We start from the raw sequence: 26,921 nt of genomic DNA, 5'->3' as shown, positions 1-26,921 counted from the left end.
TTGGGCCTGATATCTGGTGGTCGGCTCAGCCGGCCCGCGGACAGTCTCGAAGGACTTCCATCAAATCACGTGTTGAACTTGAACAGCAGGATGTCGCCGTCCTGGACGACATATTCCTTGCCTTCGTCGCGGGCCTTGCCGGCTTCCTTGGCCGCCACTTCGCCGCCCAGTGTGACGAAGTCATTGTAGGCGATGGTCTGGGCGCGGATGAAGCCGCGCTCGAAATCGGTGTGGATGACGCCGGCGGCCTGGGGGGCCTTGTCGCCCTTATGGATGGTCCAGGCGCGCGTCTCCTTCGGCCCGACGGTGAAGTAGGTGATGAGGTGCAACAGATCGTAGCCGGCGCGGATGACCTTGTTGAGGCCGGGCTCGTCGAGGCCGAGCGAGGACAGGAATTCCATCTCTTCCTCATCGGAGAGCTGTGCGACCTCGGCTTCGATGGCGGCCGAGATCACCACGGTGCCGGCGCCCTGGGCGGTCGCCATCTTTTCCACGGCCCTGGTGTGCTCGTTGCCGGTGGCTGCGTCGGCCTCGGCGACGTTGCAGACATAGAGCACGGGATGCGAGGTCAGAAGGTTCAGGCCCTGCAGGATGCGCAAATCTTCGGCCGAAATATCCTTGAGCAGGATGCGGGTCGGCTTGCCGGCCTGCAGCAGTTCTAGCGCTGCCTCCATCATCGGCAGCACTGACGTCGCTTCCTTGTCCTTGCTGCCGGCGCGCTTGCGGAATTGCACGATGCGGCGCTCGAGGCTGTCGAGGTCGGCGAGCATCAGCTCGGTTTCGACCGTCTCGGCATCGGCCACCGGGTCGATGCGGCCCTCGACATGGGTAATGTCGTCATCCTCGAAGCAGCGCAGCACATGCACGATGGCGTCGACCTCGCGGATGTTGGCGAGGAACTGGTTGCCCAGCCCTTCGCCCTTCGAGGCGCCGCGCACCAGACCGGCAATGTCGACGAAGGAGATGCGGGTCGGGATGATCTCCTTTGACTTGCCAATCGCCGCGATCTTCTGCAGGCGCGGATCGGGCACCGCGACCTCGCCGGTATTCGGTTCGATGGTGCAGAACGGATAGTTGGCGGCCTGCGCCGCAGCCGTTCTGGTCAACGCGTTGAAAAGCGTCGACTTGCCGACGTTGGGCAAGCCAACGATGCCGCATTTGAAACCCATTTTGTCCGGTCCTATCGGGAAATAGAAATTTGATCAGGGCTATGGGCGATAGGGGTGATCAACGTCAAGCCCTTCGGTTCCCTTGATGCTCAGTCCTTGCCGCCGAACAGCTTCTTCAGCATGGCGGCCATCGGACCGCTTTCCGGCAGCTTGGCCAGGGGCTGTTGGGGCCGTGCCTGGCGGACGTGACTTTGCTGCTTCTGCGCCGGCTGCTTAGGTGCCGATTTTTCGGGCTCCGGCCCGGCCTTGCCCTGGACGGCGAGACTGGCTTTGTTCATGAAGCCGGATTCGTCGCCTTTGGCGATCATGGCGGCGTTGTCGGCGATCGCGTCGAGCAGCGGGTCAAGCCATTCGCGGTCGGCCTTGTCGAAATCGCCGAGCACATGGTGCTGGACCATTTCCTTGACGCCTGGATGGCCGACGCCGATGCGTACGCGGCGATAGGCGTTGCCGACATGGCCATCGATCGAACGGATGCCGTTATGGCCGCCGGCGCCGCCGCCGGTCTTTATGCGCAGCTTGCCTTCGGCAAGATCGATCTCGTCATAGAAGACGGTGAGCGCGGAAAGCTCGAGCTTGTAGAAGCGCAGCGCTTCGCCGACCGACTGGCCGGACAGGTTCATGAAGGTCTGCGGCTTGATCAGGACGACTTTTTCGCCGCCGAGCGAGCCCTCGGCGATCAGGCCCTGAAATTTCTTCGACCAGGGCGAAAAGGAATGGCGGCGGGCGATTGCGTCCGCCGCCATGAAACCGACATTGTGCCGATTGCCGGCGTATTTCGCGCCCGGATTGCCGAGACCTGCAAACAGCAGCATCGCCTGCTCCGGGCGTGAAAGAGTTACTTCTCTTCGGCGGCAGGAGCCGCTTCAGGTGCAGCCGCTTCAGCCGTCTCTTCCGTCTCCGGCTTCATCGCCGACGAACCGGCAATGGTCGCGATGGTGAAGTCGCGGTCGGAGATCACAGGCTTGACCCCAGCCGGCAGCTTGACCGCCGAGATGTGGATCGAATCGCCAATGTTGGCGCCGGTGAGATCGACGGTGATGAATTCCGGGATCGCATTGGCCGGGCAGTGGAACTCGACTTCGTGACGCACGATGTTGAGCACGCCGCCGCGCTTGATGCCGGGCGACTTGTCCTCGTTGATGAAGTGGACAGGCACGTCGACATTGACTTCGGTGTCCTTGCCGATGCGCAGGAAGTCGACATGGACAGGGAAATCCTTGACCGGGTCGAGCTGGAAGTCCTTCGGCAGGACCTGGATCTTCTTGCCGTCGACATCGATCGTGGCGATCGTGGTCAGGAATCCGCCGCCATGGATCTTGTAGTAGATGTCCTTGTAGGTGAGCGCGATAGCCAGGGGAGGCTGCTTGTCACCATAAATTACTGCAGGCACTTTACCGTTGCGGCGAACTGCACGGGCGGACCCCTTACCGACCTGTTCGCGTGCTTCGGCCTTGAGCTCGTAAGTGTCGTGGCTCATGGCATTTCCTTTCGGTTTGTTCTGGAGCGCTCACGGTGGGCAGAGTGCCTGGACCGTAAACGTCGAAAGCCGACATACCCATGCATGATCTGGTCCGAAAACCGGAATCCACTTTTCGGGATCATGCGGGAAGGCGGCCTTCCGCCGCGTTGCCTCCAAGGGTGTCTACGCGGGTGGCGGCTCTATAGCGGAAGGCGGCCGGAGGTGCAAGCCAAAGGCACGACCGGCCTGGTGCAGCCCAGACGGCCGCTATCCGCGCTTTTCGATGACGGCATAGAGCACGTTGCGGTTCTCGCCGAAGAATACCTGCGCCTCGACGGTGTTGCGGTCGACGCTGGCATTGACGATGTTCCACATATCGACCTCCGATCGCAGCAGCAACACCCAGTCCATGAACGTCTCCCGATACCCCGCGTCGGGGGTGCCCTCGGCGTAGTTGGCGAACAGGAATGTTCCGTTCGGCTTCAACATCTGCAGGCAGGTCTTCGTGAGTTTCACCGCGACGTTGTGGGCGAGGTAGTCGTAAAGGCCGGAGGCGTAGATGAAGTCGAATTTGCCGAGCTTGTGGCCCCGCGTGAGCACGGTTCGCACCGAGCCGTCGATGGCTTCGACGGCGGTGCCCTGGAAGTCGCGCGAGATCAGCCCAACGCTCTGGGGATCCTGGTCGAGCGCAACCCAGCGCTTGAGACGGCCCTCCGTCAGGGCGACCGAACGATTGGCTTCCCGCAAATGGCCGGCCGCGATCGCCAGAACCTCGGTTTCCGGTCCGTTCTTGGCCGCGATCTCGTCGACATATCGGGTCAGGAGGTCGCGTCGTTCCCGGGCCGCGACGCATGACGGTACGTTCTGGGTATGGCTATAGAGTGCTTTGCCGACCTCCGAGGCGTTCGCCACGCTCTCTGCCACGTGCGGATCACAATAGATGTAGTCGAGCAACTGCGCGTCGCCGGAATAGCCCCTAGGTTTGGTGAAGGACCAGTGCGTCAGTGGATCCTCGAGAAAATACTTCAGGATCGGATGGTTCTGCGCGACCGGTATCAACGCATGCCAGACGTCGGGATGAACCTTGGAATGCAGGCCATTGAGGAAGGACAGCAAGCGGCCGACGATCTCGGCCGGGTTCTTGTCCTGTTCGACCTGCTGCTGTGTCGCGTGGAGAATGAGGGCAAGCTCCGCGCGCGCGGTTTCGAACGCCTCGCCATGATGCTCGATCTTTCCCCGAGGCAGCGTGCCGGCGAGCATCTCGGCAGTAATCAAGCTTTTGCCATCAAGAACGGTCTGCACGCCATCACTCCATAGTTAACAGTCGGTTAACTTATTGCGTAGAATGCTCCCTTTGCCAATGTCGGGCCGACGGCATTTTAGGTTTATGATTAATTTCCCGCCAACCATGTTCGTTGGTTAATCAGTTTCCGAGCCGGATTCCGGGTTCGAGTTAACGGAAACTTGTCTTGCGCGATTGCATTTGTTTGCCCGGCGTTCGCAATCGCCGTCGCGTCCCAAGGAGCCGGCCCGCGTGGGGGCAGAAGCTGGAAATGAGTTCGGAAAACAAAATCCCTTTCAAAAGGGGTCGATTGTGATGAACGAACACGTGTCATCCGCATTGGCCGATACGGTTGACGCTGAGCCGTACGAGCCGCGCTACGAACTGGGGGCCGACGAACTTCGCGCCCTCTACCGCACCGAAGCCCGGGCGACGCGAAGAGGGGAAGCCAGGCCAGGGCTTTGGATCGCAGTTGCGATCTATCTCTTGTTTTCGGCAACGGATCTGCTGCTGATCCCGGATGTGGCCGCCTATACGATCACGGCGCGCTTCGCGGTCGGCTTGAGCGCGCTTTTGATCCTGGAAGCGCAGCTTCGCCACGGCGTCGGGACGGAATGGCTCGACGTGACCTGCGCCGGGGCCATCATCTTTGGCTATGTTGGTTGGCTGTGTCCGGCGATTATGGGCGCGGACAAGGAAAGCGTCTCTTACTATATGGTCTTTGGGACCATATTCATGATGAGCGCCAATCTTTTCTTTACATTCAATTTCAAGCTTTCTATCGTAACCTCGACAATAATCTTATGTATACTTTATATCGTAAATTACTTTGTTCCATCAACCCTCATATACAAAATGGTATTTGGGGCTTTCTATGTTTCTTGTTTCACGTTCACCTCATATGTGAACTGGAAACTGAACGAGGAACGCTACAACGTCTTCCTGAACGCCCTGGAAGCCAAGATCCAGCACAATGAGGCGACCGAACGCGGCAAGGCCCTGCTGAGGTTGTCGCGGACCGATCCGCTCACGGGTCTGGAGAACCGGCGCGCGATCGACGAGAAGCTGCGAGACTACTGGAACGATTGGCAAAAGGTCGGCACCAGCTTTGGGGCGATCCTCATCGACGTGGACTTCTTCAAGAAGTTCAATGACTGCTACGGCCATCAGGAAGGCGACCGCTGCCTGATCCATGTCGCCAATGCCCTTAGCGATATGATCAAACAGTATAATGGCTCCATCGGCCGCTATGGCGGCGAAGAGTTCATCGTCCTGGCTCGCATGGAGAAAAAGGAGCAGATCCTGGACATTGCGGAAGCCATTTGCAGCACGGTGGAGAACCTGGCTCTGACGCACGAACTGCGGCGCGACGGCGTCTCGATCGTAACGGTAAGCGTTGGCGCCGCATTCACCCGGACGCAGACCGGGGCCAAGCTGGAGAAAATCATTCACGAGGCCGATCGCGCTCTCTATCTGGCAAAAGCCGGCGGCCGAAATTGTGCCCGGCTGTTCGATCCAACCGACCCGCAAAGCAGTGACGAGAGCGAGAACATTGCGGCTTTGCTGAAGATCGCGATCGGCCAGAATCTCGTTTCACTCGTTTACCAGCCTATCCAGGATGTCAAATCGGACCGGGTTGAAGCGGTGGAGGCTCTGATGCGCCTCAAGATGCTCGACGGCACATCGGTTCCGCCGAGCCTGTTCATTCCGGTCGCCGAACGGACCGGTGCGATCCTGGAACTCGGGCGCTGGGCGATAAGGACAGTGTGCGCCGAACTGCTGGCGGACGACCACGTCCGTGTCGTCAGTGTCAACGTCTCCCCGATCCAGCTCAAGACACCGGGCTTCGCGACGTCGGTCGCGACCATTCTGGGCGAGACGGGTGTCGCAGGCAGCAGGCTGGCCTTCGAGATCACCGAAGGGCTGGAGATGGAGATGCACTCCGACATCCTGCGCTGCATCAGCGACCTGAAGCTGCTCGGGATCAAGATCTGGCTTGATGATTTCGGGACCGGCTTTGCGGGCCTTTCGTGGCTTCGCCTGATCGATTTCGATACGGTGAAGATCGATCGCTCGTTTCTGCATGACTGCAGCTCCCCGAGCGGCAAGGCGATGCTGCAGGACATTATCACCCTGGTTCGAAATCGCGGCCACAAAATCCTGGTCGAAGGGGTGGAGACAGACGAGCAGATGGCCCTTATGCGCGAATTCGGCATAGACAAGATCCAGGGCTTCCATGTCGGCCGTCCCGCTCCCGCCGTCAGTTTCCAGGCAAAGCGGGCCATGCGCAAACGGCCATTTGCCGTGCTTAAGTCCGCATGATGGTGGCCTCTTCCGACGTTTGGCTTAGCCGTCGTCAAAAGCCGTGCTAGCGGTCGCCGGTCAACGCGGCGCGTAACGCCTGGATCTGCCGGTTCAGCGCATCGAGCTCAGTCAGCGTCATGCCCGAGCGTTCGACCAAGGCTTCGTTCAGGCAGTTGCATTGGACAAGCAGTGCGCGCCCGGCTGATGTCAGATCGACCTGCACCTGGCGCTCGTCGGTCTGGCTGCGCTGGCGGGTCACCAGCCCGGCCTGCTCCATTCGCTTCACCAGCGGCGTGACGGTGCTCGATTCCAAAGCGAGCCGATGGGCGATGGTGCCGACCGACATGCCGTCGGCCTCTCCAAGCGCGTTCAACACCAGGTACTGCGGATAGGTGATGCCCATCTCGTCCAGCATCGGCTTGTAGGTGCGGTTGATGGCCATGCTGGTGGCATAGAGCGTGAAACAGAGCTGATTGTCCAACGGGAGAGGCACGGCGCATTCCTTTTGCCAATGTGGGCATCAAATCGATACCACGAAAAATGATATCGCGATACATATTTTTGTGGACAAGGGTTTTAGGCCGCGTTAGCTATATCGATATCGCGATATTGTTTATCGCGAAAATAACCAGAAGGAGATTGAGATGACCTCGCAAACCAAACCCAGCTCCGGCAGCGGCATGATCACCACCAGGGACGGAACGCAGATTTACTACAAGGACTGGGGGACCGGGCAGCCTGTCGTCTTTCATCACGGCTGGCCGTTGAGCAGCGACGATTGGGACGCCCAGATGCTGTTCTTCGTGTCACAGGGCTACCGTGTCATTGCCCATGATCGCCGAGGCCATGGCCGCTCGACCCAGACGGATATCGGCAACGAGATGGACACCTATGCCGCCGACGTCGCGGAACTCGCAGCCCATCTGGAACTCAAGAACGCCATCCATGTCGGCCATTCGACCGGCGGCGGCGAAGTGGCGCGTTATGTCGCCAAGTATGGCGCCGGCGGCCGTGTCGCCAAGGCGGTGCTGATCGGCGCGGTGCCGCCAATCATGCTCAAGACTGCCGCCAATCCCGGCGGCCTGCCGATCGAAGTGTTCGACGGCTTCCGCTCCGCGCAGGCAGCCAATCGCGCCCAGTTCTTCCGCGACGTTCCATCAGGTCCGTTCTACGGCTTCAACCGCCTGGGCGCAGAGGTATCGCAGGGCGTCATCGACAATTGGTGGCGCCAGGGCATGATGGGCGGCACCAAGGCGCATTATGATTGCATCAAGGCCTTTTCGGAAACCGACTTCACCGAGGATCTGAAGGCGATCGACGTGCCTGTGCTGGTCATGCACGGCGACGACGACCAGATCGTTCCCATCGCGGACTCGGCGCTGCTGACGATCAAGCTGCTCAAGAAGGGCGAGCTCAAGGTCTACAAGGGCTTCCCGCACGGCATGGCCACGACCCATGCAGACATCGTCAACGCCGACCTGCTGGCCTTCTTCAAAGCATAGGCCGTTGGAACGAAAAAAGCACCCGCCGTCCGGCGGGTGCTTTTCCTTGCGTGGGTTTCAGGCCTGATCTAGGCGGCCGCCTGCGCCTTGCGCGCTTCCTTCATGTTGGGCAGGAACACGGTCAGCAATCCAAGGAACGGCAAATAGGAGCAGATCTGGAAGACGAAATCGATGCCCTTCATGTCGGCGACGACGCCGAGCACGGCCGCCGCGATGCCGCCCATGCCGAAGGCGAAGCCGAAGAAGATGCCGGCGATCATGCCGACGCGGCCCGGCACGAGTTCCTGCGCAAAGACGACAATGTTGGAGAAGGCCGAGGAGAGGATCAGCCCGATCAGCACCGTCAGCACCATCGTCCATTCCAGATTGGCGTAGGGCAGGGCGAGCGTGAAGGGCAGCACGCCGACGATGGAGAACCAGATCATCGCCTTTTGCCCATAGCGGTCGCCGAACGGGCCGCCGAGCAGGATGCCCAGCGCCGAGGCACCGAGGAACAGGAACAGCATGACCTGGCTCATCTGCACAGAAACGCCGAACTTATGCATGGAATAAAAGGTGTAGTAGCTGGCGAGGCTGGCGATGTAGGCATTCTTGCTCAGCACCAGCAGTGTCAGCACCATCAGTGCAGTCATCACCTTGCGGCGCGGGAAGGGCGAAACGAAGCTCGCCGCCTTGCGGGTGCCCTGCGCGGCACGCAGCCGGCTGTACCAGCCGCCGACCTGCCACAAAACGATGATGCCGATCAGCGAGCCGACGGCGAACCAGGAAATGCTGGTCTGGCCGAACGGCACGACGATGAAGGCCGCCAGCAGCGGCCCCATGGACTGGCCGAAATTGCCGCCCACCTGGAACAGCGACTGCGCCAGGCCGAAGCGGCCGCCGGAAGCGAAGCGGGCGATGCGCGAGGATTCCGGGTGGAAGATCGCCGAGCCGATGCCGATCAGCGAGGCGCCGATCAGCAGCAGCGAATAATGCCCGGCATAGGCGAGCACGATCAGGCCGATCAGCGACGACGCCATGCCGTAGGGCAGCGAATAGGGCATCGGCCGCTTGTCGGTGATCATGCCGATCAGCGGCTGCAGCAAGGATGCGGTCACCTGGAAAGTGAAGGTCAACAAGCCGATCTGCCAGAAATCGAGGCCATAATTCTCTTTCAGGAGCGGGTAAATGGCCGATAGCAGCGACTGCATGATGTCGTTGATGCAGTGGCAGAAGCTCACCGCCAGGATGACGGTGAAGGCCGTCGCCTGGGCTGAGGCGTGACTGGCGCTCGCCGGTGGGGCGACGCTGGCTGCTGTCGTATCGGTCAAGGTAGGCTCCGTGGTCTTTTTGGCGGGCACGCCCGCAGGCAACTGGCGGACGCTCCTTGCGGCCACCCTAGGGACGGTGCCTTATAAGCCGCTTGCGAGACGACTTCTTTCGTGGTTTGGTCCAATAGTTTCGCAAGTGGGCCATAACTAGATGCCGCACGGCAAAGAAGTCTTTCACGCTGGCAATGCCAATCTCGGCCAGTTGCACGAGAGCCGCTGGCAGTGGCTTGAGCAAGTGGCCGGGCCGGCGGTGGCATTGCCGACCGAATATCCTGACGGCTACCGCGTGCCACAGCACCGCCACAGCCGCAGCCAGCTCTTGCATGCGCTTGTCGGTGTGGTGCTGGTGACGACACGCTACGGGCGCTGGATGGTGCCGCCCGACCACGCGATGTGGATTCCAGCCGGCACCGAGCATTCCGTCGAGATGCTGGGCGACGTCTCGATGCGTTCGGTTTATGTCATGCCACAGGCGATCCCCGGGCTGCCCGAAGGCTTGCGCGTCGTCGGCGTCACCGACCTGATGCACAGCCTGATCGTGGAATCGGAGAAGCTCCCGCAAGGCGGCGTTCTGGAAGGACGCGGTGGGCTGATCATGAACCTTCTGCTGCACGAAATCCCGACCTTGCCGGAACGGCCTCTCGGGCTGCCATTTCCGTCGGATCCAAGATTGTCGGCGCTGTGCCGACGCTTCGTCGCAGCACCATCGCCGCATGCGACCATCGACGAGTGGGCCGATGCAGCCGGCATGAGCCGCCGTTCCTTCACGCGCGCCTTCCAGCGCCAGACCGGCCTGCCGCTGTCGACATGGCGCCAGCAGGCCTGCCTGTTCGCGGCGCTGCCCAGGCTGGCGGACGGCGAGCCGATCACCAGGGTGGCGCTTGATCTCGGCTATGACAGCGTGCCGGCCTTCATCACCATGTTCAAGCGCATGCTGGGGACCTCGCCGCGCGGCTATATGCGCGGCGCACGCGAGAACGTCGAGGTCGCTCGTCGCCTGATCGGCCCGGTTCGGTTGGAAAGCTCCGCGCCTTAAGGGCAGGCGGGTTTAGTCGAACAGGCTGGACACCGATTCCTCAGTCGCCGTGCGCGAGATGGCTTCGCCCATCAGGTCGGCGATCGAGATGACGCGGATGTTGGGCGCGTCGAGCACGCCCTGGGTCGGCTGGATGGAATCGGTGATCACCAGTTCCTGCAGCTTCGAGCCGCTGATGCGGGCAACGGCACCGCCCGACAGCACGCCGTGGGTGATATAGGCGGTGACGCTGGTGGCGCCGTTGGCCAGCAGCGCATCGGCGGCGTTGCACAGCGTGCCGCCGGAATCGACGATGTCGTCGATCAGCAGGCAATCCTTGCCGGCGACCGCGCCGATGATGTTCATGACTTCCGATTCGCCCGGCCGTTCGCGGCGCTTGTCGACGATGGCCAGTTGCGCATCGAAGCGCTTGGCCAGCGCACGGGCGCGGACCACGCCGCCAATGTCGGGCGAAACCACCACGACGTTGCCGAGTTGCTTGTATTTGGCCTTCACGTCGCGGGCCATCACCGGCACGGAAAACAGATTGTCGGTCGGGATGTCGAAGAAGCCCTGGATCTGGCCGGCATGCAGGTCGAGCGTCAGAACGCGGTCGACGCCGGCGCGGGTGATCATGTTGGCAACCAGCTTGGCCGAGATCGGCGTGCGGCCGGAGGCGCGGCGGTCCTGCCTGGCGTAGCCGAAATAAGGGATGACCGCCGTGATGCGCTTGGCCGAGGAGCGCATGAAGGCATCGATCATGATAAGCAATTCCATCAAATGATCGTTGGTCGGGAACGAGGTCGACTGCAAGATGAAGACATCCTCGCCGCGCACGTTTTCCTGGATTTCGACGAAGATTTCCTGGTCGGCGAAGCGCCTGACCGTGGCTTTGCCCAGCGGGACGTTGAGGTACCGGGCGACTGCTTCGGCCAGCACCCTGTTGGAATTGCCCGCGAAGAGTTTCATGCACGGTTCCTGGTGGAGGATGATGAGGCCTGACGGACTCGCTTGCGCCCTTTAACCGGGCTTTTAGCGGCCCGCGCTGGTATTGCAAGCGCCGAGATCGGGAATCCGCCGGCTAAACTCAAGAAAGCTCCGCGCCATCGCCGGACTGCAACAGGGAGCAGGGGACTTGTGCTGGTTCTTCTTCTCATTGGGCATCGGATTTTCCCAAAACCGTCTCCACTCTGGGGTCCGATGCCTCTAGCCCGCCTTGCCGCCGAGCCAGGCGGCGAACTGGTCGATGGTCTGGTCGGCGATCGCCTGCATGGTGGCCGGCGAGATCCCCTTCCAGCTGTCGCCGCCCGCGCTGGCGCCGGAATTGACCGACGGAGCCTTCTGCTGGCCATTGATGCGGTGCAGCCGGTTGCCAGCGGGGTCATAGACGTCCCAGACATAGATGACGGTGGTGTCGGCGCCTTCCGACATCGTCGAGAAATAGCCTTTCAGCACATGTGTCACGGTCTGGTCGGCGCTGCCGGCGAGAGTGATGCCGCGCTGCCTGGCACGGGTCTGCAACTCCGCCGTCAGAGGTGTCGCAGCTTCCACCGAAGCGCCTACGATCGGCGCGATCTGCAAGCGGGTCTTCGACAGGATGGCAGTGCTTTGGGCCGATGTGACCGGTGCGGCGGCGGTTGCGGGAGCGCCAGACGTGCTGGTGGCGGGCCCGGCCGGAACCGTTGCCGCCGTGTTGCCTGACGTTGCGGGCAGCGTCTGGGTCGACGTCGCCGGCGGGGTGATCGCCGACGGTTCGAGCACGTCCTTTGCGTTGGTGCAGGCGGCAAGAGCCAATGCCACAAGCAATGACACGGTCGTCACATGCGATCGTCTCATTTGCCTTCTAACTCCTTGGCGAAGAACGCCTCCCACTGTGGATTCACTTTACGATCAAGTCGAGATCATGGCGGGACAGCGGCCTGGGCTGGGATTCGGTGGTCAGGTAGGTGCGGCCAAGCGTCATCGCCGTCTCGGTGTCGGAGTCCATGATGATCATATGGGCGAACAGCGTCATGTTGGGCGCGATCGGTTCGGGATTGCCCTGGTAGAACATCGGCATGTCCATCCAGGACGGGGTGAAGCGGGCGCCGACCGAATAGCCGCAGGCGTTCAGCCGGTGCTTGGTCAGGCCGTGTGCCTCCATGGTGCGGGCATGCGCATCGAAGACGTCGCCGAAGCTGTTGCCCGGCATCATCGCCTTCTCGACAGCCAGGAGTGCTGCGCGGGCGGCGTCGAACAGTTCCTGATGGCGCTTCGACACCTTGCCGGTCAGCACCGTGCGCATCATCGGCGCATGGTAGTGGTTGAAGACGCCGGCCCATTCGAGCGTCAGCTGGTCGTTCTTGGTGAGCTTGCGGCGGCCGGCCTTGTAGCGGCACAGCAGCGCATCGACGCCGGAGCCGATGATGAACTCGTTGGCCGGATAGTCGCCGCCGCCGGCGAAGATCGCGCCCTGCATGGCGGCCAGGATCAGAGCTTCGTCGCCGCCTTGCTTGATCAGCGGCAGTGCCGCGTCGAACGCATCGTCGGAGAGATTGGCGGCCTTCTCGGCCTTGGCGATCTCGGCCGGGCTCTTGAACAGGCGCAGCCGGCCGACAATGCCGGACGCATCGGCGATCTGGCCGAAGGTCTGCAACTGCTCGTCCAGGCGGCGGCCGTTGAAGGCGGTCAGGCCGTGGGTGTCATATTCGACACCGATGCGGGCGCCGAGCAGGTCGAGTTCGTTGAGCAGATTGCGCAGGTCGACCGCGGGATTGGCGCCGTTGCGGTCGGTCCACAAGACGATGTTGTCGATAATCGAGGTCTGACGTGCCTGGCGCAGGTCGGCCGAGCGGGTCAGAAGCACCATCGAACCGTCGGCCTTGACCACCAGGCACTGGAAGAAGCAGAAGCCGAACGTGTCGTAGCCGGTCAGCCAATACATGCTTTCCTGCGCGAACAGCAGGATGGCGTCGAGCTTCTTTTCGGCCATCTCGATGATCAGCCGGTCGCGCCGCGCGTCAAATTCAGATCGTTCAAAATGCAGCGCCATTATTCCCTCTCCAAGACAATTGCCGAAACCTGCCGGCCGTAATCGGGCTCCTTGCGATGCGTGGTGCGCCGATAGGAGTAGAACAGGCCTTCCTCAGCGTAAGTGCAGCGGTCGAGGCCCTCAGCCGTCACGCCTGCCTTGGCCAGCCGGTCAACCGTGTAGCGGTTGAGGTCGAACATCGCATGGCCGGCATTGGCGGACGGAGCGAAATAGAGGATGTTTTCGGCGTCGGATTCGACAAAGCGGGCGACGAATTCCGGGCCGACCTCGTAGTTTCGCGGGCCGATGGAGGGGCCTAGCACGGCGACGATGTTTTGGCGCCGGGCGCCGAGGCTTTCCATCGCCAGGATGGTGTTTTCGAGCACGCCGGTGAACGCGCCTTTCCAGCCGGCATGCGCAGCGCCGATGATGCGCGCCTGCGCATCAGCGAACAGCACGGGACCGCAATCGGCGGTCGAGGCGCCGATGGCGATGCCCGGCCGATCGGTGACGATGGCGTCCGCCTTGGGGCGCTCGCCGGCAAAGGGCTCCCTGGCAATGACGACATCGGGCGAATGGATTTGCCAGGCGGTCAACAGATGGCTTGCCGGCACGCCCATCCAGGCAGCGACACGGGCGCGGTTCTCGGCAACCAGCGTCTGGTCGTCATTCGATCCGGTGCCGATGTTGAGGCCCTGATAGATGCCGCCGGAAACACCGCCGACGCGGGTGAAATAGCCGTGGCGGATGCCTTGTGCCTGCGCCTCGTCCAGCAGCGGCGACCGAACGGGATCCGGTTTGGTCTGATTCAGCATGCGGGCGTTGTTGTCCGTGTGGGCGGTTTCGTCAAGAAGAAGGTGCTTGGTCGAGAACAGGCTGCAAAGCGCGGACGGGAGATTGGGAGGGGCGGCGGTAAAAAGTCAATCCGCCTCGGCAAAGGGCCGAACCGCCACGCCGCGAGGCAGCACCGCAAGCACCTTGAACAGCTCGCCCATGGCTTGCGGCCCGGCGAGGCGCTCGACGTCGCCGGCGATCCTTTCGCGCGCCGCCTGACCGGCATCGGCGCCAAGGCGGCCGGCGCGCTCGAGGATGCCCATGCCGAGCAGGAAGTCGCCCTGTGTCGTCAGATGGGCTTCGAGGCCATGTGCACGCGCGATCGCGGCAAGGGCGGCGAAATCGACGTGGGACGTGAGGTCGGCCTCACCGGGATTGGCCAGCACATCTTCGTGATCGTGGCTGCGCAAGGCCTGCAGCGTGTCCCCGACACCCGGCTGGAAATGGCCGTAATCGAGAAACAGGCCGGCGCCGCCATGCCTGGATATGCGCTCGGCGATTGTTGCCATCAGCGCGGTGCGGGCAGGTGCCACTTCGGCGATCGCGCCTTGCGGCGCGTGAGCGGCATCGGCGGGCAGCAGCGTCGGGTCGACCGAGCCGGCGCCGGCGAAGAAGCAAAGGTCGTTGGTCTCGTCGAGGCCGACCATGCGCTCGCGCCAGCCGGCGCCGGCGCGGATGAACTGGCGGATGGGAACGGCGTCGAACAGTTCGTTGCCGACGATGAACAGCGATTGTTGCGGCAAGGTCTCGATGGTTTCGTGCCAGCCAACCGCGAAGGGTGTGACGCCAAGCGTCTTTTTTTGCACCTCGGTCAGGCGCGGGCTTGTCTCGATCATGGCGAAGGTGGCGCCGTTGGCCAGGTCAGGATCGAGCCGCGACAGCGTGCGCAGCATGTCCTTCATCAGCGTGCCGCGGCCGGGTCCGATCTCGGCGATGGTGGCCGACCGCGACCGGCCGCCCGCCAGCCAGGCTTGATAAAGCCACACGGCGACCAGTTCGCCGAACATCTGGCTGATTTCCGGCGCGGTGATGAAGTCGCCGCCCGCACCAAAGGGCTCGCGCGTCGTGTAGTAGCCGTCCGCCGGGTCGAACAGGCAGAGCGCCATGTACTCGTTGACGGGAAGCGGCCCCAGGGCCTCGATCAGGTCGACGATGCGGGTCTTCAGCCGTGTCATGCCGGCTGCGGCTGTGCCACCGGCTTGGCGGTCAGCATCGCCCAGATGCCGGCCAACACCATCGGCGACGACAGGATCATGCCCATGGTCAACCAGTTGGTGCCGAGGAGATAGCCGAGCTGCTGGTCGGGTTCGCGGAAGAACTCGACGAAGATACGCGACAGGCCGTAGCCGCAGATGAAGGCGCCGCCGACGAAGCGCGGCGTCTTCAGCTTAAGGCGCGAATGGGTGAGGATGCGCAGCACGAGGAACAGCACCACGCCCTCCAGAAGCGCCTCGTAAAGCTGGCTCGGATGACGGGCAAACGGCCCGCCATTGGGGAATTCGAACGCCCAGGGCACGTCGGTTGGCCGGCCCCACAGCTCGGAATTGATGAAGTTGGCGACGCGCACCAGGCCAAGGCCGACCGGCACGCCGGCCGCCACGACATCGAACAGCGACCAGGTGCGGATGCCGCGCTTGATGGAAAACAGCGTCATGGCGAGGATGACGCCGAGCAGGCCGCCATGGAACGACATCCCGCCCTGCCACACGGCGAAGATATCGAGCGGGTGCGCGATGTAGCGCGCCAGATCATAGAAGAGCACATAGCCGGTGCGGCCTCCGAGCACGACGCCGATGGCCGCCCAGACGATGAAATCGTCGAGATCCTCCGGCTTCATCGGCAGGACGCCGTTCGGCCACAGCCTGGCATTGGCGGCGAGCCGCTTGGCATACCACCAGGCGAACAGGATGCCGACGATATAGCCGACGCCATACCAGTGCACCGCCAGCGGCCCGATCTGGATGAGGATCGGGTTGATGTTGGGGAAGGGCAGGGAGGCCAGCGGCAGCAGGAAATATTCGTTCAACGGGGAACTCTCGATTGCGAGCGTGTTTGGGCGCGGACCATGCGGCAGGGTTTTGGCAGGGTCAAGGCAAGGTGGGCGCACTCGACTTGATGCCGCAGCAAGGTGCAACAAGCTTGCATTCGACGCGCGGCGCCACTACGTCAATTTTGTGCAAGCGCGAGGATTTGCCATGTCGACCGGACCGAACCGCATTCTCGATGAATTCGCCAAGCTGATGACCGACGCCGCCGGCGCCGCCCAGGGCGTGCGCCGTGAGGTGGAGACCGCCTTCAAGGGTCAGGCCGAGCGCATTCTCAACACGATGGACGTGGTGCAGCGCGAAGAGTTCGAAGCCGCGCGCGAGATGGCCGCCAAGGCGCGGGAAGAAAACACCCGCCTTGCCGCCCGCATCGAGGCGCTCGAGGCGAAGCTTGCCGAACTGGCCGGTGACGCCACACCAGCGACGGCCGCCAAGCCGCGCACAAAAAAATAATCGTTAAACTTTTCCACATAGCCCGATCCTGAAAAGCGCTTTGCCGTGAATCGCTTAACGGCATTGCATGAATCTTTGTGACAGCGGCTTTCCACATGCGAATGACGCAGTGCGAAAAATTGGGCTGTTCACGCGACTCCCGATCAATAGACTGAATTTGTTGCATGATTCGGAGCAGGATCATGCGACCGGGCGGTGGGGTCCGGTCTGGGGTCTTTGCGTCGAGAAGTCGTCTTTGCGCGAAGAAAGTCCTGGCCGTCCGAGTTCTAGACAAGATTGTTCGTTGTGTGTGCCCTCCCGCGGAGCGTGTGGCGGCGCTCGTACAGAACGACAGGAAGCATTCCATGGAACTTCTCGAACTCGAATTCTCCCGCGAAATCCATCCGGTGGATGTTATCGAGCAGGTGGCCCACAACAACGACTGGTCCTTCGAGCGGGCCGGCGACGACGAGATTTCGATCTCGGTTGCCGGAAGCTGGACCGACTATCACGTCTCCTTTTCGTGGATGGAGGATTTCGAGGCGCTGCACCTGGCCTGCGCCTTCGATATCAAGGTGCCGGAGACCCGCACGCTGGAAGTGATGCGGCTCTTGTCGCTGATCAACGAGCAGATGCTGTTTGGCCATTTCGACCTCTGGGAGCAGGAGGGCGCGATCATGTTCCGCCAGTCGCTGCTGCTGGCCGGCGGGGTCGAGCCGTCGAGCCAGCAGGTCGAAGTGTTGCTGTCGTCGGCGCTGGAAGCCTGCGAATGCTATTTCCAGGCATTCCAGTTCGTCGTCTGGTCGGGAACCTCGGCCAAGGATGCCCTGGCCGGCGTGCTGTTCGAGACTTACGGCAACGCCTGAGTCCCCGTTAAGGCAGACAAGACCAAGATGAGTTCGAACACCGAGCGCAAGCCCGAGATCAGTTTTGCCGATTTCGATCGTGTCGACATCCGCGCCGGCACGATCGTCGAGGCCGAACCGTTTCCCGAGGCGCGCAAGCCCGCGTTCAAGCTGAAGATCGATTTCGGCGCCGGCATCGGTATCAAGAAATCGTCGGCGCAGATCACCAAATACTATACACCGGAGACGCTGATCGGCCGGCAGGTGTTCGCGGTGGTCAATTTCCCGCCGCGCCAGATCGGTCCATTCATGTCGGAAGTGCTCACTCTCGGCTTTCCCGACGAAGAGGGCGCCGTGGTGCTCGGCGCGATCGAGCGTAAGGTGCCGGATGGCGGGCGGTTGTTTTAGGCCGCCAGCTTTCGCGGTGTGCCCAGTGCTTCCTCGACCGTATCGAGGAACATTTCCGCACAGGCCTTCCAGCTATAGCGCATGGCGCGTTCGCGGGCTTCGGCACGGTCGACGTTGAGCGCGGCGAGTGAGGCCTCGCGCAAATCGTTGGAGACCGCGCCGCCAAAACCATCGCCGACAATGTCGATCGGCCCGGTCACCGGATAGGCGGCAACCGGCGTGCCGCTGGCCAGTGCCTCGATGATGACGTTGCCGAACGTGTCGGTGCGGCTCGGGAAGACGAAGACGTCGGCCGAGGCATAGATCTCGGCCAGTTCGTCGTTGGGGCGATGGCCGAGGAAATGCGCTTGCGGATATTTCGCCTTCAGTCTGGCAAGCTCGGGGCCTTCGCCGACGATCACCTTGCTGCCGGGCAGGTCGAGGTCGAGGAAAGCACCCAGGTTCTTTTCGATGGCGACGCGGCCGACGCAGAGGAAGATCGGGCCGGGGAAGCCGAGGTCCTTCTTCCTGTCCGGGCGGAAATGGTCGGTGTCGACGCCGCGCGTCCATGGCCGCAGCTTGGTGAAGCCGCGCGCGGAAAGGTCGTCGGCGAGCGACTGGGTGGCCACCAGCGTGCCCTGGCCGGAATTATGGAAATCGCGCAGCCAGCGATAGGCCCAGCTTTCCGGCACCGGCAGGCGGGCGCTGAGATATTCGGGAAAGCGCGTGTGATAGCTGGTGGTGAATGGACGGCCGGCATTGCGGCAATAGCGCCGCGCCATGATGCCCAGCGGTCCTTCGGTGACGATGTGGATGTGGTCGGCCTTGCCGGCGTCGATCAGGCGCGCGACATGGCCGGGCGTGGTCAGCGCCAGCCTGATGTCGGGATAGGTCGGCAAGGGCAGGGTGCGAAAGATATTGGGCGTCAGGAAATCCACCGCGACGTCGAAGGATTTCAGCGTCTCGGTGAGCCGCTCCAACGTGTGGACGACGCCGTTGACCTGCGGGCGCCAGGCATCGGTGACCATCAGTATGCGCATGGCGGCCCTTTGCTTGAAAGGTCGACGGTTGCCTTGAGACGATGCCGGAACGGCGACCAGCCTGCTGCTCTCGCTTCGCTCCAGCGCACCCGGACAGGTACGGGGTCGAAGATAGGCGGCAAGGCCGAATCAATTGAGGTCGCGCGCTTCATGCGCGCTCTTGATCATGGTTTCATGACGGGCGGATGAAGCGGTTTCCACTTTTCGGAATCGTGCCCGGTTATGCCGGAACCTTGATGATGGCGCGCAGTCCGCCGAGCGGGCTGTCTTCAAGAGTGATGTCTCCGCCATGGGAGCGGGCGATGTCGCGGGCGATCGACAGGCCGAGCCCGGTGCCGCTGGCATCGAGGTTGCGGGCCTCGTCGAGCCGCACGAAAGGCTTGAACACGTCTTCGCGTCGGTCGGCGGGAATGCCCGGACCATCGTCATCGATGGTGACCAGCAGCGAGCCGCGGCCATGGGTGGCGTTGACCTCCACCGTCTTGGCATAGCGGAAGGCGTTGCCGATGACGTTGGACATCAGCCGGGCAAAGGCATTGGGCCGCACATGCACATCGTGATCGCCGGCAAGCGTCGTCGACAGCTTACGCTTGCGCAGCCTGGCTTCCTCGTCGAGCTTTTCGAAATAGGCCTCGAGATCGAACCGTCCGGCGTCTTCCGAAGCTTCGCCGCGGGCAAAGGACAGATAGCCTTCGAGCATCGACTGCATGTCGTCGATGTCCTGGTCGAGCGCTGCCTTGGTCTCGGCCTTGCCGCCGGAAAGCGCCAGCTGCAGCTTGAAGCGAGTGAGGATGGTTCTGAGGTCATGGCTGACGCCGGTCAGCATGGCGGTGCGCTGTTCGATCTGGCGTTCGATGCGCTCGCGCATCTGCATGAAGGCAAAGCCGGCGCGGCGAACCTCCTCGGCGCCGCGCGGCCGGAAATCGCGCGGCATCGGCCGGCCCTTGCCAAAGCTTTCGGCGGCTTCGGCAAGCATCAGGATCGGCCGGATCTGGTTGCGCAGGAAGGGAATGGCGATCATCAGCAGCACCAGCGAGGTGCCGACCATCCAGATCAGGAAGATGTGGGTGTTCGAGGCATAGGCCTGGCTGCGGCGCACGAAGACGCGCAGCACCTTGCCCTCGAGCTGCACGCGCACCTCGACGATGTTGGAGTTGCCGACCGTGTCGATCCAGAACGGGCGGTTGATCTGGCGGGTGATCTCGGATGAGAGAACATCATCCAAAATCGAGAAAAACGGCTTTGGACCGGGCGCGGGGAGTGGGTCGGGCGGCAAGAGGTCGACCTTCAGCTGCATGCGGTCCTGGGCGATGCGGATGATGTTGGTGTAGTCGGCATCGCGCGGATAGGTCTCGATCAGGTCGATGATGGCGGCGATGTCGCGCACGGTGGCCTGCGACAGGCGCTGCGTCACGGTTGCCCAGTGACGTTCCATGAAGACGAAGGCGACGACCGATTGCAGCAGGATCATCGGCGCGATGACGATGATCAGCGAGCGGGCATAGAGCCGCTTGGGCATATAGAGCGAGACGAGGCGCCAGAAGCGGTTCCAGGCGCGCGGCACCGCCTTCAGCGTCCGCGCGGCGCGTGCGCTCAAGCCGCCATTGCCCGGCTGTTCCAGTTCCGTGGTTGCCATTCGCTCTTTTCGCTTGCCCGCAGCCGTTCAGCCGGCCGCAGGCGGCATTCTATTCCACGCTGAGCCGATACCCAATACCGCGTACGGTCTGCAGCCAGACCGGATTGGACGGATCGCGCTCGATCTTGCGGCGCAGGCGGTTGATCTGGACGTCGATGGTGCGCTCGCCGACTTCCGAATCGTCGCCGACAAGCTCGTGGCGGGGTATCGTCTCGCCCGCCCGCGCGGCGAAGATCGCCAGGATCTCCTGCTCGCGATCGGTCAGCTTCAACGCCTCGCCGCCACGCTTCAATTCGCGCCGGGCGATCTGGAACGTGTAGGGGCCGAAGACCAACTGCTCGACCTTGGGCGTGGTCGCCGGGCCACCGCGGCGCAGGATGTTGTTGATGCGCAGGATCAGCTCGCGCGGATCGAACGGCTTTGGCAGATAGTCGTCGGCGCCAGCCTCCAGCCCTGAGATGCGGCTGTCGGTCTCCGACAGCGCTGTGAGCATCAGGATCGGTACGTTCTTTTCGGCCCGCAGCGACTTGGTCAGGTCGACGCCCGTCTCGCCGGGCATCATGACGTCCAGCACCAGAAGGTCGAAGTCGAGGCCGGCAAGCTTGCGCCTGGCTTCGCCGGCATTGCCGGCAACGGTGACGCGAAAGCCATTTTCGGTCAGATACTGCTTGAGAAGATTGCGGATGCGGGTGTCGTCGTCGACGACAAGCAGATGCGGCGCGTCGTCGTCCGGCGCGGCCGCGTGATCGACCCGTTCAGTGCTCTCCATGGCTTTTCCCTGACATTTTTGCGGACCCAACGTCGATCTGCGCCCTCAGTTCCGGATTGACCATCGCTTCGAGGAACCGTTCCACCAAGGTCCGTTCGGTTACTCCGGAATCCCCCAATGCAGCATGGATGCGGCGCGACTGTGGCCGCGCCAGCGCCAGCGCCAGCGCACGGCCCTTGGCTGTCGGATAAAGTTCGCGCTGGCGGCGGTCGCGCGGACCTTGCAACTGCACGATATGGTCGGTGTCGATCAGTTGCTTGAGCACACGGGCCAGGCTCTGCTTGGTGATCTTCAGCACGTCGAGCAGTTCGGCGACCGTCAGGCCCGGCCTGCGGTTGACGAAATGCAGCACCCGGTGGTGGGCCCGGCCGAAGCCGTAATCGGCCAGGATCTGGTCCGGATCGGAGGTGAAGTCGCGATAGGCAAAGAAGAGCAGCTCGATGATGGCGAAGTCGATGCCGTCCTCGACCGACATTGCGGTCCTGATCGGTTTTCCGGCGGCTGGGCTTCGATCCGTCATTATTTCTCCGTGGGAAAGAGAGATTATGTCAGTACTATTGACGTAATTTCCCTGCAATGGTAATTTTTGACAAGCTTTTGGGCGGATTGCGAACGAAAAGGCAAGGGAAGCCGGTTTTTCCGGAATTTCCTAAGTTTGCCAGAGCGCAATTATCCGCCTACGCTCCACCATAAAAGCCGCTTTGGGCGGCCGACACGAAACACACAACGATACAACTATCCGGGCTGCCGCCCGTGGGAGGTTACCATGGCATCCGTTCCCTTCGATCAACTCGATGGCTTCATCTGGATGAACGGCGAATTCGTCCAATGGGGTGACGCCAAGATCCATGTGCTGACGCACGGGCTGCATTACGCCAGCGCTGTTTTCGAGGGAGAGCGCGCCTATGGCGGCGAGATCTTCAAGCTCAACGAACACACCGAGCGCCTGCATGAATCGGCACGCCTGCTCGGTTTCAAGATCCCCTATTCGGTGGCCGAGCTCAACGACGCCTCTTCCACGCTTCTCAAGAAGCAGGGTTTCCAGGACGCCTATGTCCGGCCGATCGCCTGGCGCGGCAGTGAGCAGATGGGCGTCTCGGCGCAGAACAACCGCATCAACTGCGCCATCGCCATCTGGCAATGGCCAAGCTATTTCGATCCTGCGCAGAAGCTGAAAGGCATCCGTCTCGATGTGGCGGAATGGCGCCGGCCCGACCCGCGCACCGCGCCTTCCAAGTCGAAGGCCGCCGGGCTCTACATGATCTGCACCATGTCCAAGCACGCCGCCGAGGCCAAGGGCTATGCCGACGCCATGATGCTCGACTGGCGTGGCCAGGTCGCCGAAGCGACCGGAGCCAACATCTTCTTCGTCAAGGACGGCAAGATCCACACACCCAAGCCCGACTGCTTCCTCGACGGCATCACCCGCCGCACGGTCATCGGGTTGGCCAAGGATCGCGGCCTGGAGGTAATTGAACGCGCCATCCTGCCGGAAGAGCTGGAAAGCTTCGAGCAGTGCTTCCTGACCGGGACGGCAGCGGAAGTGACGCCGGTTTCGGAGATCGGGCCTTACCGATTCGAGGTCGGCGAAATAGCCAAGAATCTTATGAATGACTATTCTGCGGCCGTTCAGCCCAAGCACGCGATCGCCGCAGAATAACGAAAGCCACAGCTTTTTTAAGAAGTAGGGGCGGTTTTCGGGCCGCCCCTTTTATTTCAGCGTTTCTGCATTTGACTTTCGTCCAATTCGGCGTCTCATGATGGTGTCGGCCCGGGAGGCTGACAGCTATGGAGGGACTAATCATATGGACATGAACACGCTTCTTCCGATCATCATACAGGTGATTACTGGCATCATCGGTGGTCAGGCGGTCGGTGCGGCGCTCAAGACGGCGGCGATGGGTCAGCTTCCCAAAATCCTGGGCGGAGCCATTGGCGGCGTCGGTGGTGCGGCGATCCTCGGCAGCCTGCTGGGTGGCGGTGCGGTCGATCCGGCGGCTGCGGCAGCAGCAACGAGCGGTCTCGGCAGCGCGCTGAACCTGCAGAACATCGTCGGCGGCGCCGGCGGCGGCGCGATCCTGACCGCCATTCTCGGCGCGGTCATGGGCGCCATGAAGAAGTAAGCAGGCCGTTTCGGTCTTTTCAAATGGGCGGCTTCGGCCGCCCATTTCCGTTTTGGGGCTACTGACTGTTCGTCTTTCGAGGGTGGACGCCCTTTGTCCGCGCCTCTACATCACCCGTGAACATCGAAAGGACGATCATGGGTCAGCTCAATGCCGGCATCGTGCCGGTCACACCGTTCCAGCAGAATTGCACCATCCTGTTCGACATGGATGACAAGCATGGCGTCGTCGTCGATCCGGGCGGCGATATCGACAAGGTACTGGCGGTGCTGAAGGACAATGCGATCTCAGCCGGAGCTATCTGGATAACGCATGGCCACATCGACCATGCCGGCGGTGCAATGGAGTTGAAGGAGGCGCTCGGCGTCGAGATCATCGGTCCGCATGAGGCCGACAAGTCGCTGCTCGACAATCTGGAAAACCAGGGCAAGCGCTACGGCATCGCCGGAGCGCGCAACTGCGTGCCCGACCGGTTCCTGGCCGAAGGCGAGACCGTGTCGTTCGGCGGCCATGTGTTCGAGGTGCTGCACTGCCCCGGCCATGCGCCCGGTCACGTCGTCTACTACAACCGCGCAGCCAAGTTCGCCCATGTCGGCGACGTGCTGTTCCGCGGCTCGGTCGGCCGCACCGACCTGCCGGGCGGCGACCACGCGGCGCTGATCGCTTCGATCAAGGACAAGCTCCTGCCGCTCGGCGACGACATCGGCTTCATCTGTGGCCACGGTCCCGGCGGACGTTTTGGCGAGGAGAGGCGGACCAATCCTTTTTTGACTTGAACCAGGCTCGGAACCGTAGCTGTTTTTCATCAGCCCAAGCGGACCGTTGACATTGTAGAGACCACAACAAAAAAGCGCTGGCCTTGCGGTCAGCGCTTTTCTGTTTTGGGGCAGGGAAGCCCTTGGTTAGTTGGCAGTGCAGAAATGCTGTTCGCCGTCATTGCCGGTGAACGTGCCGGTACGGGAATTGAAGCTGCGGTAGCGGTCCGAGCAATATTCGTACCAGTCACGCGTCCACGGTTCGGCATAACGATTGGCGTAGACCACCCGCGGCTCCGCATAATAGCGGCGGACCGGGGCCGGGCGCACCACGACGTCACGATCGTAGTAACCGTCATCGTAGTAGCGGTCAGCGTCGGGCGGCGGGCGGTCATTGGCCAATGCGCCACCGATCAGCGCCCCGGCCGCGAGGCCGAGCACGCCGGCGGCAATGGCATCGCCATTGCCATGATGGCCATGATGACGGCGCCAGTCGCGCGCATTGGCGGCGGGCAAGGCCGTGAGCGTGGTGGCGGCCACGGCAGCGGCCAGGACGGCGGTTTTGAAAATTCGGTTCATGTCGGTCTCCTTCGTTCCGGCCCGTGCAGTTTCGGGGATGCGGTCCGGCTTTACCGAAGACTAATATGCGACCGTGGCTGAACGGGGGCTGAACGGATTTTAACGTGTTTATTCAAAACGGACGTCAAAAATCACAGGCTCTCAAGGGAGCGATCTGCCCGGGAGCGCCGGTTCGAAGCCGGCTCAGCCGACCGACAGGTTGACGGCCTTGGGACCCTTGCCGCGCTTATCCGGCTCGGTATCGAACGACACTTTCTGCCCATCCTCGAGGCCGGGAAGACCGGACGCCTGCACAGCTGAAATATGGACGAAAACATCCTTCGCGCCATCATCGGGCGTGATGAAGCCGAAGCCCTTGGCATGATTGAAGAATTTGACGGTGCCGGTCTGCGGCATGGGAAGCTCCTTTGTCCCATAAACTCCAGTCTCGGGCCGGCAAATGCCCGAGTGGAAATTTGTCCTTTATTTTAGCGTCATCGGCAAGAGAAAGTTTTGCGGGCGTCTAAAGCACGTTGCGGCATGCTTCGGGTCTTTGTTTTTATGCAAGTCGTTGCCCAGAACCCGGCCGCTTGGGCGACATCACTGGCCCGCGCCTTCGATAAGGAAAAGGCGCGACGAAGATCGCCGCGCCTTTCCAAATTCAGATCCCTCTCCAGGCAGGTGCAGGCATGGAGCCTCCGTCGCACGTCTAAGTGACATGCGGCGCGCCGATGGCTCAGGCTGCGCGGAGGTTGACGGCCTTGGGGCCCTTGCCCATGCGGTCCGGCTCGACGTCGAAGGTGACCTTCTGGCCGTCAACGAGCGTGCGCAAGCCGGAAGCTTCGATCGCGGAGATATGGACGAACACATCCTTGGCGCCACCATCGGGCGTGATGAAACCGAAGCCTTTGGTCGCGTTGAAGAATTTAACGGTGCCGGTCTGGGCCATTGGGGAAACTCCTTCACCCGTTCAGTCTTTGGTGGTCCCGCCCGCCGCCTGGCGCAAAGGGCAGTTCCCGGTGGTTGCTTCGGCAGTCATGCATTGGCGCATGGTCAAACCCCCCGCCGAAAACGGGGCCGTCAGAGATTCACAGTATCGGGGAAAGGTCGTCCAAAACGTTCCGCTCTCCGGGTCGCAAATGCCCGAACACGGAATTTATCGCACGGAAACGTGATGGTTGCAAGATACCGCCGCGGGCCGCCGTACTGGCGCGTCCCGACGCATCAATCGACTGACCTGAGCATCGATGGGCTCGGCATAGGCTTGCTTGCCGGCCGGGTCATCGGCCAGAACCGGGCCACGAATGGGCCAGATGTCGAGGTGGCCGAGGAAGTCGACGCCGCCTACAGCCCCAGCGCGTTTCCGACTGAAAGGGCTGCAAACGGGGGTTGCATTTGGCAAGGGAATGGCGAGGATCGGCAACCGGGGACGCGATCGTGGGAGATCATCATGAAATATCTGGCGGCAATCTTTTCGCGGCAGGGTTTTGTCATCCTGTTGCTGTCGGCACTTCTTGCCGCCTGCACCGTCGTCGTCGATGACGGACCAGGGCCGCGTCCGCGTCCGCCCCGGCCGGAACCGCAATATTGCAGCAAGCAGTACGAGCCGGTCTGTGCCCGGCGCGGCGGCGATCGCCAGACCTTCGCCAATGCCTGTCTTGCCGACCGGGCCGGCTACCGCATCGTGCGCGACGGTCCGTGCCGCGACGGTGGCGGCGGTGGCGGTGGCGGCGGTGGTGAAGAGCAGACGTTCTGCACCCGCGAATATGCGCCGGTGTGCGCGCGCCGGCATGGCGAGATGCGCACCTTTCCCAATTCCTGCGAAGCCCGTGCCGCGGACTATCGCGTCGTTGGCGACGGGCCGTGCTGAGAACGCTGCGCCTCGTTGAGGAAGACAATCATCAAGCCGTCGGCTTCACCTGGCGACAGTCGGCGATGAACTCGGACGCGGGCATGGGTCTGGCAAACAGCCGGCCCTGGCCGTAGTCGACGTCGCGCGCCGCGAGGTAGTCGGCCTGCGCCTGCGTTTCCCCGCCTTCGGCAACGATCTTCAGCTTTAGTGTCTTGGCCATGTCGATGATATATGGGGCGACGGAACTGGTGGCGGAATTCGTGCTGATCGTATCGATGAACGATTTGTCGATTATGAGCGCATCGAGCGGCAGCCCCTCGAGATAGGACAGGCTGGAGTAGCCGGTGCCGAAGTCGTCGATTGCCACTGCGTGGCCAAGTTCGTGGGCACGAACGAGCGTTGAGCGGGCCGAGTTGATATTGATGAACGCGCGCTCCGTGGCCTCGAGCAGATTTGCTGGGGCCGGTCCCGGTGTGCTGATTTGATTTTTCCGCACCGACGAAAGGACGAGACAGCAAGCGAAGCCTTGAACCTGCGGCGCCGATGGCCTAGATCGCCACAGGCGGATAAAACACGGCAGGTTTCCCATCA

The 26,921-nt window shown here is 62.2% G+C and carries 29 protein-coding genes and 1 pseudogene; 10 read left to right on the top strand and 20 right to left on the bottom strand.

Annotated features, from left to right (window positions below; all coding sequences use genetic code 11):
- Positions 1-65 precede the first annotated feature (65 nt).
- From ychF to M729_RS0115850, 4 genes are all read right to left on the bottom strand, one after another.
- Positions 66-1,169, bottom strand: coding sequence for a redox-regulated ATPase YchF (gene ychF, locus M729_RS0115865; RefSeq protein WP_024505635.1), 1,104 nt, complete (start codon positions 1,167-1,169; stop codon positions 66-68).
- 89 nt (positions 1,170-1,258) lie between these two features.
- Positions 1,259-1,984 carry an aminoacyl-tRNA hydrolase gene (gene pth / locus M729_RS0115860; RefSeq protein WP_027162157.1) on the bottom strand — a complete coding sequence of 242 codons (726 nt, stop codon included), beginning with the start codon at positions 1,982-1,984 and terminating at the stop codon, positions 1,259-1,261.
- Between the two features lie 23 nt (positions 1,985-2,007).
- The gene (locus tag M729_RS0115855) at positions 2,008-2,649 is read right to left on the bottom strand and encodes a 50S ribosomal protein L25/general stress protein Ctc (protein ID WP_013529995.1); all 642 of its coding nucleotides are present in this window, start codon (positions 2,647-2,649) and stop codon (positions 2,008-2,010) included.
- Between the two features lie 249 nt (positions 2,650-2,898).
- The gene (locus M729_RS0115850) at positions 2,899-3,933 is read right to left on the bottom strand and encodes a methyltransferase (RefSeq protein ID WP_013529996.1); all 1,035 of its coding nucleotides are present in this window, start codon (positions 3,931-3,933) and stop codon (positions 2,899-2,901) included.
- Between the two features lie 295 nt (positions 3,934-4,228).
- Here M729_RS0115850 and M729_RS0115845 point away from each other — a divergent pair, with 295 nt between their 5' ends.
- Positions 4,229-6,235, top strand: a complete 2,007-nt coding sequence (locus M729_RS0115845) for an EAL domain-containing protein (RefSeq protein WP_032808605.1) — start codon at positions 4,229-4,231, stop codon at positions 6,233-6,235.
- Between the two features lie 46 nt (positions 6,236-6,281).
- Here the strand turns inward: M729_RS0115845 and M729_RS0115840 are convergent, their stop codons facing one another.
- Complete coding sequence (locus M729_RS0115840) at positions 6,282-6,710, bottom strand: MarR family transcriptional regulator (RefSeq protein WP_013529998.1); 429 nt, start codon at positions 6,708-6,710, stop codon at positions 6,282-6,284.
- Between the two features lie 151 nt (positions 6,711-6,861).
- On the opposite strand from M729_RS0115840, the gene M729_RS0115835 reads away from it, so the two are divergent.
- Complete coding sequence (locus M729_RS0115835) at positions 6,862-7,719, top strand: alpha/beta hydrolase (RefSeq protein ID WP_027162155.1); 858 nt, start codon at positions 6,862-6,864, stop codon at positions 7,717-7,719.
- A gap of 68 nt (positions 7,720-7,787) precedes the next feature.
- On the opposite strand, the gene M729_RS0115830 is transcribed toward M729_RS0115835, so the two are convergent.
- Positions 7,788-9,029 carry an MFS transporter gene (locus tag M729_RS0115830; RefSeq protein ID WP_032808647.1) on the bottom strand — a complete coding sequence of 414 codons (1,242 nt, stop codon included), beginning with the start codon at positions 9,027-9,029 and terminating at the stop codon, positions 7,788-7,790.
- A gap of 151 nt (positions 9,030-9,180) precedes the next feature.
- On the opposite strand from M729_RS0115830, the gene M729_RS0115825 reads away from it, so the two are divergent.
- Positions 9,181-10,065, top strand: a complete 885-nt coding sequence (locus M729_RS0115825; RefSeq protein ID WP_024505630.1) for a helix-turn-helix transcriptional regulator — start codon at positions 9,181-9,183, stop codon at positions 10,063-10,065.
- A 12-nt stretch (positions 10,066-10,077) separates the two neighbouring features.
- Here the strand turns inward: M729_RS0115825 and M729_RS0115820 are convergent, their stop codons facing one another.
- From M729_RS0115820 to lgt, 6 genes are all read right to left on the bottom strand, one after another.
- Positions 10,078-11,013: a ribose-phosphate pyrophosphokinase gene (locus tag M729_RS0115820; protein ID WP_013530002.1), complete on the bottom strand. Its 936-nt coding sequence runs from the start codon at positions 11,011-11,013 to the stop codon at positions 10,078-10,080.
- Between the two features lie 237 nt (positions 11,014-11,250).
- Positions 11,251-11,880: a hypothetical protein gene (locus M729_RS0115815; protein ID WP_027162153.1), complete on the bottom strand. Its 630-nt coding sequence runs from the start codon at positions 11,878-11,880 to the stop codon at positions 11,251-11,253.
- A 43-nt stretch (positions 11,881-11,923) separates the two neighbouring features.
- Entirely contained in the window at positions 11,924-13,075 is a 1,152-nt protein-coding gene (locus M729_RS0115810) for a Xaa-Pro peptidase family protein (RefSeq protein ID WP_027162152.1), read from the bottom strand.
- Positions 13,075-13,869, bottom strand: coding sequence for a peptidoglycan editing factor PgeF (pgeF, locus tag M729_RS0115805; protein WP_027162151.1), 795 nt, complete (start codon positions 13,867-13,869; stop codon positions 13,075-13,077). Before pgeF ends, M729_RS0115810 begins: the two co-directional genes overlap by 1 nt.
- Positions 13,870-13,974: 105 nt before the next feature.
- Positions 13,975-15,063, bottom strand: a complete 1,089-nt coding sequence (locus tag M729_RS0115800; RefSeq protein WP_027162150.1) for a class I SAM-dependent methyltransferase — start codon at positions 15,061-15,063, stop codon at positions 13,975-13,977.
- The gene (gene lgt / locus M729_RS0115795; protein WP_027162149.1) at positions 15,060-15,914 is read right to left on the bottom strand and encodes a prolipoprotein diacylglyceryl transferase; all 855 of its coding nucleotides are present in this window, start codon (positions 15,912-15,914) and stop codon (positions 15,060-15,062) included. Before lgt ends, M729_RS0115800 begins: the two co-directional genes overlap by 4 nt.
- Positions 15,915-16,083: 169 nt before the next feature.
- On the opposite strand from lgt, the gene M729_RS0115790 reads away from it, so the two are divergent.
- The 3 genes from M729_RS0115790 (at position 16,084) to M729_RS0115780 (ending at position 17,618) form a co-directional block, all read left to right on the top strand.
- On the top strand, positions 16,084-16,386 hold the full coding sequence (locus M729_RS0115790; RefSeq protein WP_013530008.1) for an accessory factor UbiK family protein: 303 nt from the start codon (positions 16,084-16,086) through the stop codon (positions 16,384-16,386).
- Between the two features lie 344 nt (positions 16,387-16,730).
- Complete coding sequence (locus M729_RS0115785; RefSeq protein ID WP_013530009.1) at positions 16,731-17,231, top strand: YbjN domain-containing protein; 501 nt, start codon at positions 16,731-16,733, stop codon at positions 17,229-17,231.
- A 27-nt stretch (positions 17,232-17,258) separates the two neighbouring features.
- Positions 17,259-17,618: a tRNA-binding protein gene (locus M729_RS0115780; protein WP_013530010.1), complete on the top strand. Its 360-nt coding sequence runs from the start codon at positions 17,259-17,261 to the stop codon at positions 17,616-17,618.
- Here the strand turns inward: M729_RS0115780 and M729_RS0115775 are convergent.
- From M729_RS0115775 to M729_RS0115760, 4 genes are all read right to left on the bottom strand, one after another.
- Positions 17,615-18,637, bottom strand: coding sequence for a glycosyltransferase family 1 protein (locus tag M729_RS0115775; protein ID WP_027162148.1), 1,023 nt, complete (start codon positions 18,635-18,637; stop codon positions 17,615-17,617). The two genes, M729_RS0115780 and M729_RS0115775, sit on opposite strands and share 4 nt — an antisense overlap.
- A 220-nt stretch (positions 18,638-18,857) precedes the next feature.
- Positions 18,858-20,273 carry an ATP-binding protein gene (locus M729_RS0115770; protein ID WP_013530013.1) on the bottom strand — a complete coding sequence of 472 codons (1,416 nt, stop codon included), beginning with the start codon at positions 20,271-20,273 and terminating at the stop codon, positions 18,858-18,860.
- A gap of 49 nt (positions 20,274-20,322) precedes the next feature.
- On the bottom strand, positions 20,323-21,042 hold the full coding sequence (locus M729_RS0115765) for a response regulator transcription factor (RefSeq protein ID WP_013530014.1): 720 nt from the start codon (positions 21,040-21,042) through the stop codon (positions 20,323-20,325).
- Complete coding sequence (locus M729_RS0115760) at positions 21,029-21,562, bottom strand: MarR family transcriptional regulator (protein WP_024505623.1); 534 nt, start codon at positions 21,560-21,562, stop codon at positions 21,029-21,031. The genes M729_RS0115765 and M729_RS0115760 overlap by 14 nt, the downstream gene beginning before the upstream one ends.
- Before the next feature lie 246 nt (positions 21,563-21,808).
- Here M729_RS0115760 and M729_RS0115755 point away from each other — a divergent pair, with 246 nt between their 5' ends.
- From M729_RS0115755 to M729_RS0115745, 3 genes are all read left to right on the top strand, one after another.
- Positions 21,809-22,702 carry a branched-chain amino acid aminotransferase gene (locus M729_RS0115755; RefSeq protein ID WP_013530016.1) on the top strand — a complete coding sequence of 298 codons (894 nt, stop codon included), beginning with the start codon at positions 21,809-21,811 and terminating at the stop codon, positions 22,700-22,702.
- A 145-nt stretch (positions 22,703-22,847) separates the two neighbouring features.
- Positions 22,848-23,165 (top strand): hypothetical protein, encoded by a 318-nt coding sequence (locus M729_RS0115750; RefSeq protein ID WP_013530017.1) that lies wholly within the window; start codon positions 22,848-22,850, stop codon positions 23,163-23,165.
- A gap of 137 nt (positions 23,166-23,302) precedes the next feature.
- Entirely contained in the window at positions 23,303-23,941 is a 639-nt protein-coding gene (locus tag M729_RS0115745) for an MBL fold metallo-hydrolase (RefSeq protein WP_024505622.1), read from the top strand.
- A 126-nt stretch (positions 23,942-24,067) separates the two neighbouring features.
- Here the strand turns inward: M729_RS0115745 and M729_RS0115740 are convergent, their stop codons facing one another.
- From M729_RS0115740 to M729_RS0115730, 3 genes are all read right to left on the bottom strand, one after another.
- Entirely contained in the window at positions 24,068-24,499 is a 432-nt protein-coding gene (locus M729_RS0115740; protein WP_013530019.1) for a BA14K family protein, read from the bottom strand.
- A gap of 183 nt (positions 24,500-24,682) precedes the next feature.
- Positions 24,683-24,895: a cold-shock protein gene (locus M729_RS0115735; RefSeq protein ID WP_013530020.1), complete on the bottom strand. Its 213-nt coding sequence runs from the start codon at positions 24,893-24,895 to the stop codon at positions 24,683-24,685.
- A gap of 319 nt (positions 24,896-25,214) precedes the next feature.
- Positions 25,215-25,427 (bottom strand): cold-shock protein, encoded by a 213-nt coding sequence (locus tag M729_RS0115730; protein ID WP_006202520.1) that lies wholly within the window; start codon positions 25,425-25,427, stop codon positions 25,215-25,217.
- 501 nt (positions 25,428-25,928) lie between these two features.
- On the opposite strand from M729_RS0115730, the gene M729_RS0115725 reads away from it, so the two are divergent.
- Entirely contained in the window at positions 25,929-26,348 is a 420-nt protein-coding gene (locus tag M729_RS0115725; RefSeq protein WP_013530021.1) for a Kazal-type serine protease inhibitor domain-containing protein, read from the top strand.
- 31 nt (positions 26,349-26,379) lie between these two features.
- Here the strand turns inward: M729_RS0115725 and M729_RS0115720 are convergent.
- A pseudogene (locus tag M729_RS0115720) lies at positions 26,380-26,818 on the bottom strand (EAL domain-containing protein); the annotation flags it as partial.
- Positions 26,819-26,921: the final 103 nt, after the last annotated feature.

The organism is Mesorhizobium sp. WSM1293, assembly GCF_000513875.1.
In the GTDB taxonomy this organism is placed as follows: domain Bacteria; phylum Pseudomonadota; class Alphaproteobacteria; order Rhizobiales; family Rhizobiaceae; genus Mesorhizobium; species Mesorhizobium ciceri.
This window is presented reverse-complemented; position numbering and strand designations above follow the sequence as displayed.

Bases quoted from the DNA above. Each gene is read 5' to 3' on its own strand.
- ychF (WP_024505635.1), bottom strand. From the start codon at position 1,169: ATGGGTTTCAAATGCGGCATCGTTGGCTTGCCCAACGTCGGCAAGTCG.
- M729_RS0115725 (WP_013530021.1), top strand. From the start codon at position 25,929: ATGAAATATCTGGCGGCAATCTTTTCGCGGCAGGGTTTTGTCATCCTG.
- M729_RS0115750 (WP_013530017.1), top strand. From the start codon at position 22,848: ATGGACATGAACACGCTTCTTCCGATCATCATACAGGTGATTACTGGC.
- M729_RS0115785 (WP_013530009.1), top strand. From the start codon at position 16,731: ATGGAACTTCTCGAACTCGAATTCTCCCGCGAAATCCATCCGGTGGAT.
- M729_RS0115845 (WP_032808605.1), top strand. From the start codon at position 4,229: ATGAACGAACACGTGTCATCCGCATTGGCCGATACGGTTGACGCTGAG.
- M729_RS0115755 (WP_013530016.1), top strand. From the start codon at position 21,809: ATGGCATCCGTTCCCTTCGATCAACTCGATGGCTTCATCTGGATGAAC.
- M729_RS0115730 (WP_006202520.1), bottom strand. From the start codon at position 25,427: ATGGCCCAGACCGGCACCGTTAAATTCTTCAACGCGACCAAAGGCTTC.
- M729_RS0115770 (WP_013530013.1), bottom strand. From the start codon at position 20,273: ATGGCAACCACGGAACTGGAACAGCCGGGCAATGGCGGCTTGAGCGCA.
- M729_RS0115825 (WP_024505630.1), top strand. From the start codon at position 9,181: ATGCCGCACGGCAAAGAAGTCTTTCACGCTGGCAATGCCAATCTCGGC.
- M729_RS0115780 (WP_013530010.1), top strand. From the start codon at position 17,259: ATGAGTTCGAACACCGAGCGCAAGCCCGAGATCAGTTTTGCCGATTTC.
- M729_RS0115745 (WP_024505622.1), top strand. From the start codon at position 23,303: ATGGGTCAGCTCAATGCCGGCATCGTGCCGGTCACACCGTTCCAGCAG.
- M729_RS0115820 (WP_013530002.1), bottom strand. From the start codon at position 11,013: ATGAAACTCTTCGCGGGCAATTCCAACAGGGTGCTGGCCGAAGCAGTC.
- M729_RS0115790 (WP_013530008.1), top strand. From the start codon at position 16,084: ATGTCGACCGGACCGAACCGCATTCTCGATGAATTCGCCAAGCTGATG.
- pth (WP_027162157.1), bottom strand. From the start codon at position 1,984: ATGCTGCTGTTTGCAGGTCTCGGCAATCCGGGCGCGAAATACGCCGGC.
- M729_RS0115760 (WP_024505623.1), bottom strand. From the start codon at position 21,562: ATGACGGATCGAAGCCCAGCCGCCGGAAAACCGATCAGGACCGCAATG.
- M729_RS0115810 (WP_027162152.1), bottom strand. From the start codon at position 13,075: ATGGCGCTGCATTTTGAACGATCTGAATTTGACGCGCGGCGCGACCGG.
- M729_RS0115800 (WP_027162150.1), bottom strand. From the start codon at position 15,063: ATGACACGGCTGAAGACCCGCATCGTCGACCTGATCGAGGCCCTGGGG.
- M729_RS0115735 (WP_013530020.1), bottom strand. From the start codon at position 24,895: ATGCCGCAGACCGGCACCGTCAAATTCTTCAATCATGCCAAGGGCTTC.
- M729_RS0115835 (WP_027162155.1), top strand. From the start codon at position 6,862: ATGACCTCGCAAACCAAACCCAGCTCCGGCAGCGGCATGATCACCACC.
- M729_RS0115775 (WP_027162148.1), bottom strand. From the start codon at position 18,637: ATGCGCATACTGATGGTCACCGATGCCTGGCGCCCGCAGGTCAACGGC.
- M729_RS0115815 (WP_027162153.1), bottom strand. From the start codon at position 11,880: ATGAGACGATCGCATGTGACGACCGTGTCATTGCTTGTGGCATTGGCT.
- pgeF (WP_027162151.1), bottom strand. From the start codon at position 13,869: ATGCTGAATCAGACCAAACCGGATCCCGTTCGGTCGCCGCTGCTGGAC.
- M729_RS0115765 (WP_013530014.1), bottom strand. From the start codon at position 21,042: ATGGAGAGCACTGAACGGGTCGATCACGCGGCCGCGCCGGACGACGAC.
- M729_RS0115855 (WP_013529995.1), bottom strand. From the start codon at position 2,649: ATGAGCCACGACACTTACGAGCTCAAGGCCGAAGCACGCGAACAGGTC.
- M729_RS0115740 (WP_013530019.1), bottom strand. From the start codon at position 24,499: ATGAACCGAATTTTCAAAACCGCCGTCCTGGCCGCTGCCGTGGCCGCC.